The sequence below is a fragment of the Polaribacter uvawellassae genome (assembly GCF_039748955.1).
GTDB lineage: Bacteria > Bacteroidota > Bacteroidia > Flavobacteriales > Flavobacteriaceae > Polaribacter > Polaribacter uvawellassae.
Genome location: NZ_JBDIZN010000003.1, coordinates 496645 through 517755 on the forward strand (window position 1 = coordinate 496645; position 21111 = coordinate 517755).

Sequence of the window (21111 nt, forward strand, 5' to 3'; positions counted from 1 at the left end):
AAAATCAGAATTTAGAAATGGGAAGAGCATTCGAATTTAGGAAAGCAAGAAAAATGAAACGTTGGTCTGCAATGGCAAAAACTTTTACCAGAATTGGTAAAGATATTGTAATGGCGGTTAAAGAAGGCGGACCAAATCCAGATACAAATTCCCGTTTAAGAGCAGTTATACAAAATGCCAAGGCAGCAAATATGCCAAAGGAAAATGTAGAACGTGCTATAAAAAAAGCAACTAATAAAGATACTGCTGATTTTAAAGAAGTTTTATTTGAAGGATATGCTCCTCACGGAATTGCTATTGTTGTAGAAACCGCAACAGATAACAACAACAGAACTGTTGCTAATGTTAGAGCAATCTTTAATAAATGTGATGGAAACTTCGGGACTTCAGGATCGGTAATTTTTATGTTTGATCATACTTGTAATTTTACTGTAAAAAAAGAAGATATTTCTGTTGATATGGAAGAATTAGAACTTGAACTAATTGATTTTGAAGTCGAAGAAATTTTTGATGATGAAGAAGGAGTTATCATTTATGCTCCGTTTGAACAATTTGGATCTATTCAGTCTTACTTTGAAGAGAATAAAATAGAAATATTATCTTCTGGTTTTGAAAGAATTCCTACTACAACTAAAAAACTAACTGAAGAAGAACAAGCTGATGTAGAAAAATTGTTAGAACGCTTAGAAGAAGATGATGATGTACAAAACGTATATCATTCAATGGAAATGTAAACTGTAAAAAAATAATAAAAATTAAAAAGCCACATCAATATAGATGCGGCTTTTTTACATTTAATAAATTAGTTGTTGATTATTTGATTTATCCCCCGACTTCAGCACAATCTTCCCTTTAACTCATCTAAATGTATAATTCAAATGTAAATTATATTTTTAACAAGCAATAATACCTACATACAACTAATGTACTACAGCATACATTTTATTGGTAAAAAACTACTACATTTATACATTATTGAGATTTTTATGAAAAAAAATAAAAAAAACATTTACAAAAGCATCATAATTTTATTTTTCTTTTTTTTAAACAATGCTACTTATAGTCAAGAAGTATTAATTAAAAATGGTGACAAATGGAGTTATTATGACAACGGCTACCTAGAAAGCAATTGGCACAAAAATCAAAATTTTAATGATTGGAAAACGGGCATTTCTCCTTTAGGTTATGGAGATAATCAAATTGCAACAACAATTAGTTTTGGAGATAATCCAAAAAAAAAGGAAATCATAAAATATTTTTCGAAAACAATTAACATTAAAGACATATCAAATTTTAAAGGATATGAATTTAAACTTTTACGTGATGATGGTGCTGTAATATATCTTAATGGAGAAGAACTATACAGAGAAAATATGTATAACGGCACAGTTACAAACAGTACAGTTGCAAAAACTTTTGTAGATAATGAACAAGAACAAACCTATTATGTTAAGGTTTTTGATTCATCAATTTTTAAACAAGGTGACAATACAATAAATATACAAATTCATCAAAGTAGCGAAGATTCTTCAGACTGTATTTTTAGCTTAGAGTTAATTGCTCATACAGATCCTAGCATTCTTATTGATGTTGTTAATGAACAAATAGAAACAAAGGATGTTTTAGAATCAAAAATTGATATTTTAAATTATAGCTTTATATTAAAAAATACAATAACACAATTAGAAATTTATAAAAACTCAAATCAAAATTTATACTTTTTACTGGCTGTAGTTGGTGGCTTATTGATTATAACTATAATTGGTAGTTTTATTGTTTATTTTAAAAACCGAAACAATGAAAATGTTTTTAACAATACTATTCAAAAGCTAAACAATGAAGTTTTGGAAAACGAAAAGCAAATGATTTCATTTTCTACACAACTTTTACATTACAAACAATATTTAAAAGAAATAAAAGCAGATTTAAATTTTATAAAAACTGACAATACAAAAGCACTAAATAACACCATTAAACAAATAGATTTTATTCTTGAGAGCAATGATGAATGGGAGCAATTAAAGCTACATTTTGACACTGTATTTAGTGGGTTTTATGACAATCTTCTTAGTAAATGTCCTACACTTACAGAAACTGAATTAAGACATTGTATGTTTATAAAATTACACATTCAAACAAAAGAAATCGCCAGAATTTTAAATGTTGACCCAAGATCTGTGCAAACTGCTAGATATAGAATAAAGAAAAAATTAGATTTATCTGAAGATCAAGATTTACGAAATTTTTTAATTACTATTTAAAAGCAAATCCAACGTCTTTTTCCGTTGTATTTTTTTTGTTGCAGTTTCAATAAATGCATCAACAAAATAAATTGCTTTTGGTGTTTCGAACCTAGAAAGTGTTTTTGCTTTACTTAAAATTATTGTTGTTTTTTTTCCTTCAACAACTAAAATAAGTTTTTCACCCAGGTTTGCATCAGGAACACCAGCAACAAAAAAACGTTGCTTCATAATCTTTGCTAATTTTTTTTCTATTGCTTCTGGATGTAATTTAATTCCGCCCGAATTGATTACATTATCAAATCTACCGAGCCATTTAAATTTATTTTTAGAAATTATTTTTACAACATCGTTGGTAACTATTTTTACATCCGAAACTTTTGGAGCATTAATCACCAAACAATTTCTAACATCTTTAGTTATTGAAACATTTGGCAAGGTTATAAAATGAGATTTTTCTACTTCGCTAGAAGTTCGGTTTTTAAATCCATTTAATTGCTTAACAGCAATATGAGTAATCGTTTCTGTCATCCCAAATGTTGCAAAAATTTTGGTTGATACATTCTGAATTTTAGAAACCAATTCTTCTGAAACCATTGCGCCACCAACAATTAACTTATCAATTCTATGAATTTGAGAAAGTGAACTTTCTAATTGCATTGGCACCATCGCAGAAAAATCGTAGGTTTTTTCTGTTTCTTCTAACGGATTTGAAACTGGCTCAACAATGTCTAAATTCCAACCTAAAACAATTGCTCTAACCAACATCATCTTTCCTGCAATAAAATCGGTCGACATACACAACAACGCTGTGGTGTTTTCTTTTAAATCAAAAAAAGAACCAGTTGCTAACGCCGAATTTATCATAAACTCTTTTTTGATCTGAATGGTTTTTGGTTTTCCTGTAGAACCAGAAGTTTGCACTTCAATAAACTCTGAATCAGAAAACCAATCGATAAAAAATTGCTTTGTTACTTCAGAAATTTCTTTAGAAAAAGAAATCAATTCATCCGAAGTGGAAAAAGAAATTCCGTTGAGTTTAAAGCTTATATGTAATTGATTATTGTTCACCAATTACAGGAATTTCTACTTTACCAACTAGTTTATTTTTCCAATTTGCCCAACCATATTTTTTTGAAAAAACAAGCAACAATAATGGATACAGCACAAAAACACCTATAAACATTTCTGCTCCAACTGACGGTTCTGATGTATCAACATACAATGCGTCTGTTCTAAAAACCATCCAATCTGTAGTTACTAAAAATGCTGCTACAATATTATTAGATGCATGTAAACCTAATGCTAATTCTGTTCCTTCATCCATCAACGTTGTAATTCCGTACAACAAACCTGTCCCGATATAAAACACCATTAAAATATAACCCAAACGTTCTACTTCTGGGTTCATTCCGTGTAATAAACCAAAAATTACGGATGTAACTATTAACGGAAACCATCTGTTTTTTACTAACGTTCCTAATCCTTGCATTAAATAACCTCTAAAAACCAATTCTTCTGCACTTGTTTGAAATGGTAAAAACACAAAAGAAACAAATAGCAATGTAAAAAACGGAATCGGTTTAAAATTCCAAGTATAATTTTCTGGAGACAAATACATTCCTATAAAAATTGATACAACAGAAATAATTCCCCATAAAGCAAACGCAAAGAAAACACGTTTCCAATCTATTTTATTTCTTGATGTTACAATAGAAACAAACTTCTTTTTATGTAAATATTTTACACATAAAAACAAAGTTAAAAGCGCAATCATAAAAGTAAAAATCATTAAAAACAAGAATAAACTAGTGTTCATTCCTATATCCATAAAATTAGATTTTAAGCCTTCTTGAAACTTATCTAAATCTCCATCGACTTCAAAAAAAGCAGCAATAACTAATGGTAAACCTGCTATTTGAATTCCAATAAACACCAAAACCATGGTAAGAATATATCGCCAAGAATCATTTTTCCCTGTAAAACCTTTTTGTATAAAGTCCATTTTTATGATAAATTAAAATTCCAGTTTTTGGAATTATTATATGTTAAACTCCCTTTTTGTATTTCTAAAGGAGAGTCAAAATTATTTGTATATAAACCTCCGGTTCCCAAACCTTGCGGCATCTTGTTTTGCAATGTAAACGTAAATTGTGCAATGGCATTTAACCCAACATTACTTTCTAAAGCAGATGTAATCCACCAATCAATATTGTATTTTTTTGCCAATTTAATCCACTGTTCACTTCCATTAAATCCGCCAATTAAACTCGGCTTTAAAATTATGAATTGCGGTTGAACTATTTGTAGTATTTCTTCTTTATTTGTTACAGAAAAAACACCAATTAACTCTTCATCTAAAGCAATTGGCAAAGGTGTTTTTTCGCATAAAATTGCCATTTCTTCTAATTGTCCTTGTTTGATTGGTTGCTCAATAGAATGAATTTCTATATCTGATAATCGTTTTAGTTTTTCTAATGCTTCTTTTGGAGTGAATCCTCCGTTTGCATCAACGCGTAATTCTATTTCTTTGGAGGAAAATTCTTTTCGGATTGACGTTAGTAAATCTAGTTCTGTTTCAAAATCGATTGCGCCAATTTTCATTTTAATACACGAAAAACCTGAAGCTATTTTTTCTTTAATTTGAGTTTTCATAAACTCTTTTGTTCCCATCCAAACCAATCCATTAATTGGAATTGATTTTTTACCTTTTGTAAATTCTGATGGAAATAATTCGAATGTTGCTTGACTTTCTAATGATAGAAATGCTTGTTCTAAACCAAATTGTATGCTCGGGAACTCACAGAGTTCTTTTAGCAAAACATTTAAACCTAAATATATATTTTGACACGTCCATTTTAGTTTTTCTTCATAATCTGGTCTGTCATCAACACTTAATGTTCTTAGAATTCCGCATTCTCCAATTCCTTGCTTTCCATCTTTAGTTAAAATGATAAACCAAGTTTCTTTGGTTTTTAAAATTCCTCGCGATGTTCCGCTTGGTCTTTTAAAGTTGAGAATATATTTGTGATACGTTGCTTGCAAAGTTTTACTGATTATACAAAGCGATTCTATTTCCTTCAGAATCTATAATTTGTGCCATGTATCCTATTTCATTTGAAATCAACGTTTTTGGTTGTAATATTTTTCCACCAGCTGCTACAACTCGAGACAGTTCATCAGAAATATCTCCAGATTGAGAATTAAAATACACAACAGAACCATGCGTTGCAGACGGAATATAATTTCCTTCACTTTTAACCAAAGAACCACTTATTCCCGGTACAGTAATGTCTTCGGCTGGCGGAAACCATCCCATTAATACGCCTCCAAAATCTTGAATTGAAATTTCTACATTAAAAACTGTTTCGTAAAACTTCTTAGCTCTGTCCATATCTAAAACAGGAACTTCGAACCAACTAATCATATTTACTTCCATAATTATTGCTTTTCTATATAAATTTTAAAATCTTCTAAATACTTTTGATCTATGTCTGTAAATGTTCCTTTAAAATAAGGGAACAAACAACTCATTAAATACGATTCGCTTTTACAAATTACATCTTTTACAATTGTGGTTTTTCCTTCAGAAAAGCTAAAATTATAATCGTCTGTTTTTAACATGTCATCAGCATCAAAAAACAAGGTTACTTTTTTGTTTGGGATAAAAGCCATCACTTTTTCATTCATCTCCATTTCTTTTCCTTGATTTTCTACAACCATTTTATATTCGCTTCCAACAATACCAGGTTTAACGTTTATCGGTGTTATCGACTTTACATCTTTTAACCATTCAGTCATTAATTCTTGATTATTGAACACAGAAAAAACCGTATCTAGCGGTTTATCAATTTCTACTTTTACTTGATAAGTTGTTTCTTTTATGATTAATCCGGTTGAAAAAAACACGATAACCAAAGCGGTTATAATACCTAAAATAATTTTAACTCCTTTCATTTTATAATTCGATTGAACTTCCTATTTCTAATAAAATAAGTTCTTTAGATTTTGATTTAAATTGTTGTTTTGCTTTTTCTGTATTAATTTCTATTGGCGGAAATGTATTAAAATGACAACCAATAACTCTATTACACTCTATAAAATCACTCGCAATAATTGCCTCATTAACATCCATTGTAAACACATCTCCGATTGGTAAAATTGCCGTAGTTAATTTGGTAAACATCGGAATTAGTTTCATATCAAAAGTAAGTGCGGTATCACCAGCAATATAAATTGATTGATTTTTTACTGTGAGTACAAATCCGCCAGGTTGACCACCGTAAGTTCCGTCTGCGAAAGATGAAGTGTGAATTGCATTTACATATTTTGCAGAAAAATATTCCGTTTTAAAAGTTCCGCCAAAATTTAGATGAGAACCTTTTAAATCTTTTGCCATAAAATAATTGACAATTTCGAAGTTAGAAAGTATAATTGCTCCAGTATTTTGAGCGATTTTCTCTACATCTAACACATGATCTTGGTGAGCATGCGTAACCAAAATGTAATCTGCTTTTAAAGAATTTACATCAATATGTGATGCTCTTGGATTGCCAGAAATAAATGGATCTACAATAATATGAATATTGTCGAATTCTATTCCAAAACAAGAATGTCCGTAAAAAATTATTTTCATTGTTTTTATTTTGTTCTTAATCTTCTTTTTCTAAGATAGAAAAATAGAAGGAACAAAATAATGATAAAAGGCCAAATATGTATCAAATACAAGAAGAAATCTTTCACATTTTCAAATCCTTTTTTAAATGCTTTAGAAATTTGACCAATAAAACTAGTTTCGATTGCAGAAATTTGCTTGTAAAAGGTGATGCTTAATGTTGAAAAAGAAACTTGATTTTGTAAATATTTTAAACGTCCTTCTGTTGATTCTATATCGGCTCTTAATTTACCTAATTCTCTTTCTACATCTAAAATTTCTCTAACAGTTTTTGCTTTTTTAAGAATTTCTAAATACTTAACTTCTAACGTCTTTTTCGTTTTTAATCTTGCCTCAACATCTAAAAACTGTTCTGTTACATCAGAAATTCTGATATTTTTTGAATCAAACTTCTCAACTCCTTTTGCAATTTCATTTAAAATTACATCAAATTTTTCGGCAGGAATTCGAGTAGAAATTGTAGTGCTAATTCTATCGTCAGATTTGTATTCGTTATCGCTTGCAATATAACCGTTGTATTGATTTACTAAATCAACAATAGTTTTTCTGGTTTTGTCTAAGTCTTTCGTTTCAAAAGAAACATTCCCAGTTTTAATTAATTTTCTTTGAGAATTTGACTCGTTTTGATTTGATTGCGGTTGTTCTAATTTTAATTTCTGACTTGTTACTGCCGATTTTCTTGAAGTTGTCGCGTCGTATTGCATCATTTCAAGTTCAGCTGCTCTTTCTTGATTAGAATCACAAGAAACTGTGATTAATAAGATACTTAAAAATAGAACTATTCTTTTCATGTTAAGATGATTTAATTTATAGAACCTGACCTAATCCAAAAAGAATGCCAAACAGAAAAGTACTTAACGCTACTTTTTTTAATTCGCCATCTAAACCTGCTTCATTGGTGTTTTTCATCACAAAAAGAAGATGTTTTAACAAAGGAAAATACGCAATCAAAAACAAAAACTGTATTGGATTTTTATATTGAATAACAACATATAAAAATGCAAATAAGAATGAAGCAATGATTAAAACAGAATGATACACCTTTGCAGATTCTGCTCCAATTTTAACAACCAATGTGTTTTTATGAGCTTTCTTATCATTTTCTCTATCACGCATATTGTTTAAGTTCAACACGGCAGTACTTAATAAACCAACAGAAAATGCTGGAAGAAAAATAATAAAATTTAGTTCTTTAGTAAATAAAAAGTAAGAACCAACAACACTTAACAATCCGAAGAAAACAAATACAAAGACATCTCCAAACCCGCTATAACCATAAGCCGATTTACCAACTGTGTATTTTATGGCTGCTGCAATGGATGCTATTCCCAATCCAAAAAACACGATAGAATTTATAAAATCATCTTTTCCAAATGCCACGTAAATTAACAACAAAGCAATAATTAGTGTGATAATTGTTGTAAGTATCATGGCCGATTTCATTTGCTTCGGAGAAATCGCACCAGAAGCAACCAATCTTTTTTCCCCTGTTCTGTTGTCGTCAGTTCCTTTGATTCCGTCTCCGTAATCATTTGCAAAATTTGATAAAACCTGAAATCCAATTGTTGTTAAAATTGCTAGCCAAAAAATGGATGATGTGTAAATTGGACCTGCTCCAATTGATATTTTTGTATTAAAAAGACTTTCTGAAATTCTAATTGTACTATCATTGTTTCCTAAAAAACTTCCAACAATAATTCCGGAAACCGACAAGGGCAATGTTCTTAATCTAGCTGCTTGAATATATTTTTTTACATCCATGGATTTGTGCTTGTTTGTACTTTGAATAAAGTATAATTATAAATTCTGTATGCTTCTTCAGCTTTTAAACACGGAATTCTTATTTTCCCAGATGCTGTTTGAAAAACAATATCCATAATGTTTTTTCTTTGCTGGAAAACTGTTTGTCTCATTTTTATGTTTTGCACTTTAAACAATGGCAAATAAGTACTGTGAGTTTCAATTCTTCCGCTTCTTATCAATAACAAATCGTCATCAATTTTATAATATTGCTTTTTATACTTTAAATGAATTAAATATAGTGATAAAGGAATTAATAACAGATTTATAAAAAACCAATACAATGTGAGCAATAAACTATAACCAATGATGTTAATAAAAAGCAATCCTATAAAGCTTCTAAAATACATTCTTACTTTATAATAAGAATCTGGCTTGTGTTTTTCTGATGCTTCTACTGTTTTATAATCAAATAATAAATTTTTAATTATTTCTATTTGATGTGATTCACATCCTACAATTTTAATCTGTTTGTTTTGCTTTTGATTGACTTTTCCGCTAACAGCTTGTTTAAAAACCACAAACGAAATGCCTAATAATTTTTTAATAGGATTGGTTGATATGGTAATATTCTGAACTTTTTCTTTTTTTAAAATGATGGATTTTTTGGTTAACAAGCCTTGATTTATTTCAAAAGACTCGTTTTTTATAAAAACGGATAAATTAAAATGGAAAAGTAAAACCCGTACAAATGAGCTAATAAATCCAACACTAATGAGCAATATCACAATAAATAACAAGACGATAAGGTTGCTAAACAAGGCATTAGAATCTACTTCTAAATATTTATCAAACTCTTCATTTTTACCGAAACCGTCAAAAGCATCTCTAACTTGTTGAAATATTCCAAAAAGTAATGCAGTAAAAATCAACAAACTTTGTAGGTGGTTTTCAGTAACGCTAACTTTTAATAATTCCTTAAAGTTAATTGTTAAAAGGGGTGTATCTTCATTTAGTTTTACAGCTTCTTCATTGTCTTTTTTATGTAAAGACATTTGCTCTTTTAGCAATTGTGCATCTTCATAGCTAAGCGCTTTAATATCTATTTCTGTTGTATTTGAACCCGCTGTTTCAAGACTAACTTGATATACATTGATAAGCTGCTGAATGATATTTTGCTTAAAATTTATATTCTGAATTCTATCAAAAGGAATTGCCGTGTCTGTTTTTTTTAAAATTCCTTGTTGTAAAATAAAATACTTGTTTTCAATTTTAAATTGAAACGCTCTATATACTAAATAAGCTCTAACAAACAGAAAAATTAAAACCGCGGCAATAAACAAGTAAAAGTAAATAATTTTATCAGCTGGTATTTGTGTTATTCTTCTGATAAATATAAAGATTAAAACCCACGTTAATTTTAAGGTTTTAAAAAGAAGTGCAAAATAAATAACGAGAATTCCTTTTGGCGATTGTCTAGAAAATTCAGAAAAATTAGATGTATTATTCATTAATTTTTTCGGTAATAAACTCTTTTATCTTATAAGTTTCTTCTTTTTTCAAACCTTTAATTACAAGGTCGTCACTACTATCACCAGCCGTAAAAACACTAATTGCCGCTAGGTTAAATAACCTAGAAATTGGCGCTTCATCTATTTCTACATGCTGAATTCTAGAAAAAGGAACTGTTGTAATTTTTTTAATCAAAACACCACTTTTATATGATATATCCTTATCTCTAATTGCATAAGCTCGTCTAGAAAAACCGATTATTGAAAAAATAATTATCAGTAAAAAAACTATTGAAACTCCAACATAAAGGTAGGTTGTGTACTCAGGAATTGCCTCGTTTAAGTTGTATTGTATCAAAAAGAAAAGTCCGACAAAAACAACAATCATAACGGTTACAATTGTCATTAAAAGCACCTTTAAATAATCTTTATGGATTTTATGAAACGTTACTTTTGAAATATCTGGAAACTGATGAACTGTACTATTTTTAAAATGGTCCAATATTTATTGTTTTAATGCTTCTTTAATCTGAATGGATGTGTCATTTTTTTCAGCTTGTACAAATGCTCCTGGATATTTTGCTAACAAACTTCTCCTATAACTTCTAGCTTCTTTATACGATTCAAAAGCACCCAATCTATATTTATACAATCCGTTTTCATTAACAATTGTAACATCATTAATCATTTCAAATTTTTTATTTGCTGATGTAAATGCTCCAATCTGAACCTTAAAAGTTAAGGGTTGTACTTTTATTTCTTCGTCAACAACTTTAACTGGTGTCTCAACTTTTTTAACAGGAAGAACAACTTCTTTTCCTTTTGGAGTTTTATCTCCACAAGAAATGAATACTAAAAATAAACTTATTAAAAATACTTGTAGTGTCTTCATATTATTTTGTTTTATAATTGATTCGCTTGTGCAATAAGCTCTGCGATATCTAACACAGCAACTTCTGCTTCTTTTTCTTTAAATTTTATGCCATCTGTCATCATTGTGTTACAATAAGGACAACCCGTTGCAATAATTTCTGGCTGTGTTTCTAACGCATCTTCTGTTCTTAACACGTTAATGTCTTTATCACCTTTTTCTGGTTCTTTAAACATTTGCGCTCCACCAGCTCCACAACATAAAGCGGTAGATTTGTTGCGTTTCATTTCAGTTAAATTAACACCCAAACGTTTAATCAAGTCTCTCGGTGATTCATATTCGTCATTTCCTCTTCCTAAATAACAAGGATCATGAAAAGTAACTTTTTTGCCTTTTAAGAGTGCATCATTAATTTCTAATCTTCCGTCTGCAATTAATTTTTTGATGTATTGTGTGTGATGAAAAACTTCATACTTTCCTCCTAAACTCGGATATTCATTTTTCAGCGTATTAAACGAATGAGGATCGCAAGTAACAATGGTTTTTACTTCGTACGCATTTAACACTTCTATATTTGTAACGGCTTGCATTTGAAATAAAAATTCATTTCCTGCTCTTTTTGCTGCGTCTCCAGTAGAACTTTCTTCAGTTCCTAAAACAGCAAAATCTACATTTGCTTGATGCAGAATTTTCACAAAAGCACGTGTAATTTTCTTAGCTCTATCATCAAAACTACCTGCTGCTCCAACCCAAAACAACACTTCTGGTTGTTTTTCTTGAGCCATCATATCTGCCATTGTTGGTACTATCATAAATTGCAAATTTTGAATTATGAATTATGAATTAATACAATTCGTAATTGATAATTGTTAATTAAAAAATTGTTTTTATTCTTCGTCTTTCCAGTTCAATCGATCCATTTGATTGTATTGCCAAGGTGCTCCATTATTCTCGATGTTTGTCATCATTGCATTTAATTCTTGAGGCGCAGCACTTTCTTCCATTACCAAATATCTACGCATATCAATAATGATTGATAATGGGTCAATATTAACAGGACATTCTTCAACACAAGCATTACAGCTTGTACACGCCCACAATTCTTCTGGAGTAATATAATCGTTTAACAATTGTTTTCCATCGTCTTTAAAAACTCCTCCGTTGGCATCAATATTTTTACCAACCTCTTCCATTCTATCACGCGTATCCATCATGATTTTTCTTGGCGATAATTCTTTTCCTGTAAGATTTGCCGGACAAGCAGATGTACATCGACCACATTCTGTACACGTATATGCATTCATCAATTGTACCCAATTTAAATCGGTTACATCAGAAGCTCCAAATTTTTCTGGCACTTCATCTTCTGCTCCTTCTACAGGCGCAGCGTATGGATCTGCACTTGGATCCATCATTAATTGTACTTCTTTGGTTACTGCTTCTAAATTATCCAATTGCCCTTTTGGCTGTAATTTTGCATAAAACGTATTCGGAAACGCTAATAAAATATGCAAATGTTTAGAATAGTATAAGTAGTTTAAAAATGCTAAAATTCCTACAATATGAATCCACCAAGCTGTTTTTTCAACAAGGTGTAGAGTTTCTGGTGAAAATCCGTTTAACATTGGATATACAAACTGGCTAATTGGATTTCCAACTCCTGCCTTTTGAAAATCGATATCAGAAGCGTTCATTATAATAAAAAGAGTCATTAAAACCATTTCGAAATACAAAATGATATTTCCATCATTTTTTGGCCAACCTGTCATTTCTTTGTTCCAAAAACGTTTAACTCTAATAACATTTCTACGAATCCAAAAAACAACAACAGAAACAAACACTATAGCTGCTAATATTTCAAAAGTTCCGATTAAAAAACCATAAAGAGCATCGCCTAAAAGAGGTTGAAAAACTCTATGTGTTCCAAACAATCCATCGATAATAATTTCTAAAACCTCAATATTAATAATGATAAATCCCAAATAAACGGCAACGTGCAAAATTCCAGAAACCGGACGACGAACCATTTTGTATTGCCCTAAAGCAATTTTTGCCATGTTTTTCCATCGCGCTGCTTTATTATCTGATCTATCTACATCTTTCCCTAAGTTGATATTGCGAATAAGTTTGCGAATATTCTTGACAAAAAAACCGATTCCGGCAATTAGTATCAGTGCAAAAATGATGTTTGGTAGGTATTGCATATCTATGTATTTGGTCCGTTTATTTTATTGATTTTCCAATTAACTTCGTCATCAGAATTTATTGAAATAATCTTTTTTAGTTATTAAGAAAAAACTTCTTTAATTACTGGTTTCGTTCTTTTTATTCTTTTCTGGATCATAAGGAACAGCACGTTTACCAAATAAAGAAAAGTGTACAAAACGCTTTGGATTCAATTTCATTTCTCTAATTAACTCTTCCAATTCTTTAGACATATTGGTTAAGTTATTATACATTGCATCGTCTTTAACTAATTTCCCCAAAGAGCCTTCTCCTTTTTGAATTCCAACCATTAATTGATTTACATAGTCTAAAGATGCCTGTGCTTTTTTAATTGTTAATCCGATATTTGCATTTACCAAAGTATCAGACAATTTCATTAAATTTTCTGTAATAACTCTAGTATTATCAAAGGTGTTTTTTATACCAACTTTACTAGAATCTAATAATTGATTTACAGAACTTAATGTGCTTCCTACATCTGCAAGCATAAATTCTAAACCTAAAATACTATTGTTTAAACTTTTTCTGGCTTTAACATCTAAGGTTTGATTTAAACCCAACAATAATGAATCTGCACTTACAATAACGCTTTCTACTTTTGCTTGAAGCGGATTTAACTTCTCACCAACTGTTGAAAAAATATCTGACTCTACTTCTCCTGTTAAATAATCTCCATCAACAGCTAATTCGCCATCATAAGATGGAATAATTGCTAAAGATTGACCGCCCATTAAACTTGCACTATAAATTTTTGCAATAGAGTTTTTTGAAAACTGAAAATCATTTTCAATTAGCATTTCTACTACTAATTTTCCTTTTTTATCTGGGCTCGAATTAAAATTTATATCAACAACACTACCAACTTGTAAACCATTAATTGTAACTGCACTAGACTTTTTTAAACCTTGAATATTATTATATTCTACAAAGAAATGACGTTGATTTTTAGCAAAAATATTTTCTCCTTTCAAGAAGTTAAAACCCCAAATAAAAAGAGCAATAACTACAACTGCAACAAATCCCGTTTTTAGTTCTCTAGACATACATTCTTATTTAAGTAACAATATTACTAATAATTTTTTTGAGATTATGTGTAAATCACCTTGTTTTTAATGCTTCTTTTACTGAAATTTTTTTTCCGTTCTTAAAAGCGGCAATGAAGGCTGATGAATATCCTTTCTTTTTTACTCGCTTTAGTAATGATTGTATGTTTTTATAATTGGCTGTTTTACCATAATAATATTTATAAAACCTTCCAACTTTTACACTTTCTACGTTTTTTAATCCTTTAAAATTATACGATTTTGTAGCTATTTTTTTTCTACTAGAAGCAATCTGAATTTTATATTCAATTGCTGTTTTTTTTACTTCATTTTTAGTCTCTACAACAATTGGATTATCATCAACGATAGTAATATCAGCATCAACGGTGTTTAATTTTAATTGATTTACATAAGATACAATAGAATTTGCAATGTTTTTTGCCATTGCTAGCTGACCGCTTTTAGAATTTAAAAAACGCCCTTCTTTTTTATTGGTTAAAAATCCTAGTTCTACTAATACACTTGGCATAATGGTTTCTCGCAATACTTGAAAATTATCCATTTTTACATATCTATTATGGCGTTTTAATTTTGTGACAAGATTATTTTGAATAATACTAGCCAATTGCAAACTTTGATCTAAATTTTCTTCTTGTAATAAGGATAAACCAATTACAGATTCTGGTGAATTTGGATCGTAATTATAGTTTTGTTTGTAATCTTTTTCTAAAAGAATTACGCTGTTTTCTCTTTTTGCAATTTCTAGATTTTGTCGATTTCCTCTAGCTCCTAAAACAAAAGTTCCTGCTCCATAAGCGTTTGAAGTATGAGAATCGCAATGAATAGACACAAACAAATCTGCTTTTATATCATTGGCAATACTTCCACGTTTCCATAATTCTACAAAAACATCATTTTTACGTGTAAAAACAACTTTAATATCTTTTTCTTTCCCAATGATTTTACCAACCTCTAATGCTACTTTTAGAGCTATGTTTTTTTCTCGATAACCGTTGCCAATATTTCCAGGATCATGCCCGCCATGACCAGCATCTAAAACAATTATATATGTTTTTTTCTGTGCAAAACTAAATTGTGTTGTACTTAAAAAAAACAAGCTGCAAATAAAAAGGGTAAAAAGCTTCGTTTTATGATTATATTTAAGGCGTTCTACTATTGACATCAATATTTTTACTTAATTTTGGCTTTTCAAATTTGGCACTTCAACAATTGAAGTATATTTTTACATTTGTCACAAAAATAGCATTAAAAGCGTTGCAATCAAACATACCACACATACTTTTATTTAGCTTACTTAGCCTTTTTTGCTTACAAACTAGTTTTGCTCAAGATATAAAACCAAAAACCAAACCAATTCTACTTCTTAAAGATAAAAAATCTTCCTTAAAAAAGGACAGTCTTTTGCTAAAGAATAAGTTGGATACCATTAAAATTGACACGATTGTAAAACCTAAAAGCTCAATAACATCTAAAATAACTCACAATGCTGTAGATTATATTTTACAAAATGCTAAAACAAAGCAAATTGAATTATACAATAAAGCTCATGTAACTTATGAAGATATCGATTTAAAAGCTGGCTATATTTTAATAGACAATAAGAATAACACACTTTTTGCAAGAGGAATAAAAGATAGCTTAGGTTATACGCAAAGACCTGTTTTTAAACAAGGTTCTCAAGAGTCTGAACAAGATTCTATTTTGTATAATTTTAAAACAAAACGCACACTTATTTACAACATCAAAACCAATCAATCTGGAATGATTACGTATGGCGAAAAGATGAAAAAAGTAAATGATTCTACAATATTTTTAAGAGACATAAAATTTACAACTTCAGATAAAGTAAATCCAGATTACTACATCAAAACCAGAAAAGCAAAATTAGTTCCTGGTAAAAAAATTATCGTCGGACTTAGTAATTTGGTTATTGCAGATGTTCCAACGCCAGTTGCAATTCCGTTTGCTTATTTTCCAATGACTGATAAAAGAGCCTCTGGCTTTATCATTCCAACTTGGGGAGAAGCTAGTAATCAAGGTTATTTTTTGCAAAACGGTGGTTATTATTTAGCGCTAAATGATTATTTAGATATTTCTTTAATGGGAGATGTTTACACAAACGGAAGTTGGGGTTTACGATCAGAATCTAGCTATGTTGTTCGCTATAAATACAATGGAAACTTTAGTTTTAGATACGAAAACTTAATCAGAAGTGTAAAAGGTTTTGATGATTATAGTAAATCGGCTAACTTTAACCTTCAATGGTCTCATAATCAAGATTCAAAATCAAATCCAAATGCTCGTTTTTCTGCTTCTGTAAATTTAGGAAGTAGTAAATATTTTAGAGAATCTTTAAACGAAGTAAATAGTTCTGATTTTTTAACAAACACGCTAAGCTCTTCCATTTCGTATTATAAAAAATTCGTTGGCACACCTTTTAATTTAAACGCAACTGCAAGTCATTCTCAAAATACAAACACACAAGAAATTAACATGACATTGCCTTCTTTACAAGTAAATATGGATAGAATTTATCCGTTTGCAGGTAAAAACGGAGTTAAGAAAAATGCTTTACAAAAAGTTGGTTTAAATTACAGTATGAAAGGAGATTATAGAATTAAAACTACAGATTCTCTTTTCTTTAAACCAGCAATGTTTGAAACTGCAAAAGCAGGAATACAACACACAACATCTGCAAGCACAAATATGAAAGTATTAAAATACTTTACCTTATCACCAAGTGCAAATTTTAAAGAAGTTTGGAATTTTGATTATATCAACAGGTATTATGATGCAGCTTCTGGAACTGCAATTAAAGACACAGTTAGAGGTTTTAAAAGCTTTAGAGAATATAGCGCTGGCGTTACTTTAGGAACAACTATTTATGGTGATTTTTCTTTAAAAAAAGGAGATATAAAATTACGCCATACAATGAGACCTTCAATTACGTACGGATACAGGCCTGATTTTGCCGATAAATACAATCAACAAGTACAGCAAAGTGTCGATCCTACAGATATTTTAACCTATTCTCCTTTTGAAGAAGGAATTTATGGAAGACCCGGAGCTGGTTTATCAAACTCAATTGGAATTAACCTTGATAATGTTTTAGAAGCAAAAATTGCATCAAAAGATTCTTTAGACACTGAAGACAAAAAAATAACATTATTAAATAATTTAAATTTTAGGACTAGTTATAATATTGCTTCAGACAGTTTAAAATGGAGTCCTGTTTCTGTTACAGCTGGAACTCGCTTTTTTAAAGATAAATTGTCAATCAATTTTGGAGCAACTTTAGATCCTTATCAAATTGATGGAAATGGAACTAGAATTAACAAAATAAATAGTAACATTTTTAGACTAACAAGCGCAAATATTACTGCAAATGTTTCGCTTTCTAGCAAGGATTTTGAGAAAAAAGAAAAAACATCTTCTAATAATACAAATCAAAATCAGTTTGGCGATTCTTCTCCCAATGCAACTAATAATAAAGATAAAAACGTAAAAGAAACCAAATTATATAAAGCCACAATTCCTTGGAATATTAGCATTGCTTACGCCATAAATTATTCTAATTACGGAATTACAAACAGCGGAATTGGCTCTAATTCTTTAATGTTTAATGGAAATTTAGAACTATCTCCAAAATGGAAAGTGAGATATAGTTCTGGTTACGATTTTAAAAATAAAGGATTTTCGTATACTCGTTTAGGATTTACACGAGATTTAGATAGTTGGAGTTTTAATTTTGATTGGTCTCCGTTTGGAAACAACAAATCTTACTATTTTAGAATTGGTGTAAATTCAAGTATGTTAAGCGATTTAAAATGGGATAAACGTAGTTTACGTGATAAATTATTATTTTAGGAATTAGGAATTAGGAATTAGGAATTAGGAATTAGGAATTAGGAATTAGGAATTAGGAATTAGGAATTAGGAATTAGGAATTAGGAATTAGGAATTAGGAAAAACTAAAATTTTGAAACTTACAAAACAATAAAACTTGTAACTTTTTTCACTTTGCTACTCTGAACCTCTGAACCTCTGAACCTCTGCAACTTTGAACCTTTAAACCTTTGAACCTCTGAACCTCTGAACCTCTGAACCTCTGAACCTCTGAACCTTTGAATCTTTAAACCATAAAAAAACAAAAACATGAAAACAATCATTACAACATCAAAAGCACCAGCGCCAATCGGGCCTTATAATCAAGCAACATTAGTTGGAAATACCTTATATACTTCTGGACAAATTGCGATAAATCCTGCAAATGGCGAATTGGTTTTAGATGATATTTCTACAGAAACCAAACAAGTAATGGAAAACGTAAAAGCGGTGCTAGAAGCTGCAGAAATGACGTTCGAAAACATTGTAAAAACCTCTATTTTTATTTCTGATATGAAAAATTTCGGAGCAATAAACGAAGTGTATGCAACTTATTTTAACGAAGCAACTGCGCCAGCAAGAGAAACTGTAGAAGTTGCCAATTTACCAAAATATGTAAATGTAGAAATTAGTGTGATTGCTGTGAAATAATGAGAAAATATATTCTTCCGAGTGCAATTAGTATTGTTCTATTTTTTATAATAATTAAACCTGGTATATTTAATTTAATTCCTTATTCAATACATCAAAGTTTTTTTAAATCATTAATTCAAGAGCACATTTTTATTTATATTTTTGATTTCTTGTTTTGTTTATTAATTTGGGTAATTATTTTTTCATTAACAAACAAAAAAAATAGATAATTAAATAAACTGATTTAAATTAATTCAAATCGCTTTTCAACTACAAAGAAGCAGAATACTCAAGTAAATCTAACAACTTTACGGAATATCCCATTTCATTATCGTACCAAGAAACTACTTTTACAAAGTTATCGTTTAGTGCAATTCCGGCATTGGCATCAAAAATTGAAATTCGTGGGTCGCTCACAAAATCTTGAGAAACAACTTCGTCTTCTGTATATCCTAAAATTCCTTTCATTTCATTTTCAGAAGCTTTTTTCATTGCTGCTTTAATAGTTTCATAAGAAGTTGGTTTGTCTAATCGAACTGTTAAATCAACTACAGAAACATCCATTGTCGGAATTCTAAATGACATTCCAGTTAATTTTCCGTTCATTTCAGGAATCACTTTTCCAACTGCTTTTGCTGCTCCTGTAGAAGACGGAATGATATTATGAATTGCAGATCTTCCAATTCGCCAGTTTTTAGAAGCTGGACCATCAACCGTGTTTTGAGATGAAGTTGCTGCATGTACTGTTGTCATTAATCCTTCTACAATTCCGAAATTATCATGCAATACTTTCACAATTGGCGCTAAACAATTTGTGGTACAAGATGCATTTGAAATAACGGTATCTTTTTTTGTTAACTTCGTATGATTTACGCCCATTACAAACATTGGTGCGTCTTTAGACGGCGCAGAAACAATTACTTTTTTTGCGCCAGCATTTATATGTAAATTTCCTTGTGCAATAGATTTAAAAATTCCTGTACATTCTAACACATAATCTGCGTTAACTTCATTCCATTTTAAATCTTCTGGATTTTTTTCGGCAGTAATTCTGATTTCATTTCCATTCACAATTAATTTTCCGTCTTTAACCTCAACTTCTCCATTAAATCTTCCGTGAACAGAATCGTATTTTAACATGTAAGCTAAATAATCTACATCCAATAAATCATTAATCGCTACAACTTGCATATTTTCTCTTTCTGCTGCTGCTCTAAAAGCCAATCTTCCTATTCTACCAAATCCGTTAATTCCTATTTTTATCATATATTCTGTTTTTTATGTTGACATAATATCAGAAACTCTTAAAAGTTCTTGATTTATTACATGTCCACCTTTTATTGCTTCTTGAAGTTCTGTCGTTATTACTTCATTATCTTTTAAACCGACCATTAAATTAGATTTATTTTCTAATAATAATTCTACTGCTTTTACGCCTAATCTACTTGCTAAAACTCTGTCAAAACAACTTGGCGAACCACCGCGTTGCATATGACCTAAAACTGAAACCCTTACTTCGTATTCTGGTAAATTATCTTCTACATATTTTGCTAATTCGTACACATTTTTTCCAGATTTATCTCCTTCTGCTACTACAACAATACTTGATGACTTTCCGGAATTTCTACTTCTTTTTAATGACTCTAACATTCTGTCTAAACCTAAATCTTCTTCAGGAATTAAAATCTCTTCTGCTCCTGCTCCAACACCAGCATTTAAAGCGATAAAACCTGCATCTCTTCCCATCACCTCAACAAAAAATAATCTATTATGAGAAGATGCGGTATCTCTAATTTTATCAATTGCTTCTACAGCAGTATTTAATGCTGTATCATAACCCAACGTGTGCGAAGTTCCAAAAATATCATTATCAATAGTTCCAGGAATTCCGATTACCGGAAAATTAAACTCTTCATTAAAAGTCATTGCTCCAGTAAAAGAACCATCTCCACCAATGATAACAAGTCCGTCAATATGGTTTTTTTGCAATTGTTCGAACGCTTTTTTTCGTCCTTCAGCAGTTCTAAAATCTTTTGACCTTGCTGTTTTAAGAATCGTTCCGCCTTTATTGATTATGTTATTTACAGTTCTTGCTTTTAATTCGATAAAATCGCCTTCAATCATTCCTTGAAAACCGCGATAAATACCAACACATTCTTTTTTATAATACGCACAAGTTCTAACAACTGATCGTATTGCTGCGTTCATTCCTGGCGAATCTCCACCAGAAGTCATAACTGCTATTTTTTTCATTGTATTCATACCT

The 21111-nt window shown here is 30.1% G+C and carries 21 protein-coding genes; 4 read left to right on the plus strand and 17 right to left on the minus strand.

Annotated elements, in window-relative coordinates:
* Window positions 1–17: 17 nt before the first annotated feature.
* Window positions 18–734 (plus strand): YebC/PmpR family DNA-binding transcriptional regulator, encoded by a 717-nt coding sequence (locus tag ABDX67_RS09465; RefSeq protein ID WP_347174769.1) that lies wholly within the window; start codon window positions 18–20, stop codon window positions 732–734.
* A 252-nt stretch (window positions 735–986) separates the two neighbouring features.
* On the plus strand, window positions 987–2261 hold the full coding sequence (locus ABDX67_RS09470; RefSeq protein WP_347174770.1) for a helix-turn-helix transcriptional regulator: 1275 nt from the start codon (window positions 987–989) through the stop codon (window positions 2259–2261).
* Here ABDX67_RS09470 and ABDX67_RS09475 read toward each other — a convergent pair.
* The 15 genes from ABDX67_RS09475 to ABDX67_RS09545 all read right to left on the minus strand — a co-directional run bounded on the left by ABDX67_RS09475 (window position 2247) and on the right by ABDX67_RS09545 (window position 15489).
* A complete protein-coding gene (locus ABDX67_RS09475; protein ID WP_347174771.1) occupies window positions 2247–3311 on the minus strand; it encodes an AMP-binding protein in 1065 nt (354 codons plus the stop codon). The two genes, ABDX67_RS09470 and ABDX67_RS09475, sit on opposite strands and share 15 nt — an antisense overlap.
* Window positions 3301–4245, minus strand: a complete 945-nt coding sequence (locus tag ABDX67_RS09480) for a CPBP family intramembrane glutamic endopeptidase (protein ID WP_347174772.1) — start codon at window positions 4243–4245, stop codon at window positions 3301–3303. Before ABDX67_RS09480 ends, ABDX67_RS09475 begins: the two co-directional genes overlap by 11 nt.
* A gap of 2 nt (window positions 4246–4247) precedes the next feature.
* Complete coding sequence (locus ABDX67_RS09485; RefSeq protein ID WP_347174773.1) at window positions 4248–5285, minus strand: o-succinylbenzoate synthase; 1038 nt, start codon at window positions 5283–5285, stop codon at window positions 4248–4250.
* 4 nt (window positions 5286–5289) lie between these two features.
* Entirely contained in the window at window positions 5290–5679 is a 390-nt protein-coding gene (locus ABDX67_RS09490) for a VOC family protein (protein WP_347174774.1), read from the minus strand.
* A 2-nt stretch (window positions 5680–5681) separates the two neighbouring features.
* Window positions 5682–6197: an SRPBCC family protein gene (locus ABDX67_RS09495; protein ID WP_347174775.1), complete on the minus strand. Its 516-nt coding sequence runs from the start codon at window positions 6195–6197 to the stop codon at window positions 5682–5684.
* A 1-nt stretch (window position 6198) separates the two neighbouring features.
* Window positions 6199–6876, minus strand: a complete 678-nt coding sequence (locus tag ABDX67_RS09500) for a metal-dependent hydrolase (protein WP_347174776.1) — start codon at window positions 6874–6876, stop codon at window positions 6199–6201.
* Between the two features lie 5 nt (window positions 6877–6881).
* The gene (locus ABDX67_RS09505; protein ID WP_347174777.1) at window positions 6882–7706 is read right to left on the minus strand and encodes a DUF4349 domain-containing protein; all 825 of its coding nucleotides are present in this window, start codon (window positions 7704–7706) and stop codon (window positions 6882–6884) included.
* 16 nt (window positions 7707–7722) lie between these two features.
* The gene (gene menA, locus ABDX67_RS09510; RefSeq protein ID WP_347174778.1) at window positions 7723–8676 is read right to left on the minus strand and encodes a 1,4-dihydroxy-2-naphthoate octaprenyltransferase; all 954 of its coding nucleotides are present in this window, start codon (window positions 8674–8676) and stop codon (window positions 7723–7725) included.
* Window positions 8667–10166 carry a PH domain-containing protein gene (locus ABDX67_RS09515; protein ID WP_347174779.1) on the minus strand — a complete coding sequence of 500 codons (1500 nt, stop codon included), beginning with the start codon at window positions 10164–10166 and terminating at the stop codon, window positions 8667–8669. The genes menA and ABDX67_RS09515 overlap by 10 nt, the downstream gene beginning before the upstream one ends.
* Entirely contained in the window at window positions 10159–10668 is a 510-nt protein-coding gene (locus ABDX67_RS09520; RefSeq protein ID WP_347174780.1) for a PH domain-containing protein, read from the minus strand. Before ABDX67_RS09520 ends, ABDX67_RS09515 begins: the two co-directional genes overlap by 8 nt.
* 3 nt (window positions 10669–10671) lie before the next feature.
* Window positions 10672–11058, minus strand: coding sequence for an SPOR domain-containing protein (locus ABDX67_RS09525; protein ID WP_347174781.1), 387 nt, complete (start codon window positions 11056–11058; stop codon window positions 10672–10674).
* A gap of 11 nt (window positions 11059–11069) precedes the next feature.
* Entirely contained in the window at window positions 11070–11849 is a 780-nt protein-coding gene (locus ABDX67_RS09530) for a (Fe-S)-binding protein (RefSeq protein WP_347174782.1), read from the minus strand.
* A gap of 75 nt (window positions 11850–11924) precedes the next feature.
* Window positions 11925–13241 (minus strand): 4Fe-4S dicluster domain-containing protein, encoded by a 1317-nt coding sequence (locus ABDX67_RS09535; RefSeq protein WP_347174783.1) that lies wholly within the window; start codon window positions 13239–13241, stop codon window positions 11925–11927.
* 99 nt (window positions 13242–13340) lie between these two features.
* Window positions 13341–14306, minus strand: a complete 966-nt coding sequence (locus ABDX67_RS09540) for an MlaD family protein (protein ID WP_347174784.1) — start codon at window positions 14304–14306, stop codon at window positions 13341–13343.
* A gap of 55 nt (window positions 14307–14361) precedes the next feature.
* A complete protein-coding gene (locus ABDX67_RS09545; RefSeq protein WP_347174785.1) occupies window positions 14362–15489 on the minus strand; it encodes an N-acetylmuramoyl-L-alanine amidase family protein in 1128 nt (375 codons plus the stop codon).
* A gap of 254 nt (window positions 15490–15743) precedes the next feature.
* Between ABDX67_RS09545 and ABDX67_RS09550 the strand changes: the two genes are divergently transcribed.
* Both ABDX67_RS09550 and ABDX67_RS09555 read left to right on the plus strand, forming a co-directional pair.
* Complete coding sequence (locus tag ABDX67_RS09550) at window positions 15744–18194, plus strand: putative LPS assembly protein LptD (protein ID WP_347174786.1); 2451 nt, start codon at window positions 15744–15746, stop codon at window positions 18192–18194.
* Between the two features lie 288 nt (window positions 18195–18482).
* Window positions 18483–18863: a Rid family detoxifying hydrolase gene (locus ABDX67_RS09555; protein ID WP_347174787.1), complete on the plus strand. Its 381-nt coding sequence runs from the start codon at window positions 18483–18485 to the stop codon at window positions 18861–18863.
* 252 nt (window positions 18864–19115) lie between these two features.
* Here the strand turns inward: ABDX67_RS09555 and gap are convergent, their stop codons facing one another.
* A complete protein-coding gene (gene gap, locus ABDX67_RS09560) occupies window positions 19116–20111 on the minus strand; it encodes a type I glyceraldehyde-3-phosphate dehydrogenase (protein WP_347174788.1) in 996 nt (331 codons plus the stop codon).
* A gap of 12 nt (window positions 20112–20123) precedes the next feature.
* The gene (pfkA, locus tag ABDX67_RS09565; protein WP_347174789.1) at window positions 20124–21107 is read right to left on the minus strand and encodes a 6-phosphofructokinase; all 984 of its coding nucleotides are present in this window, start codon (window positions 21105–21107) and stop codon (window positions 20124–20126) included.
* Window positions 21108–21111 lie beyond the last annotated feature (4 nt).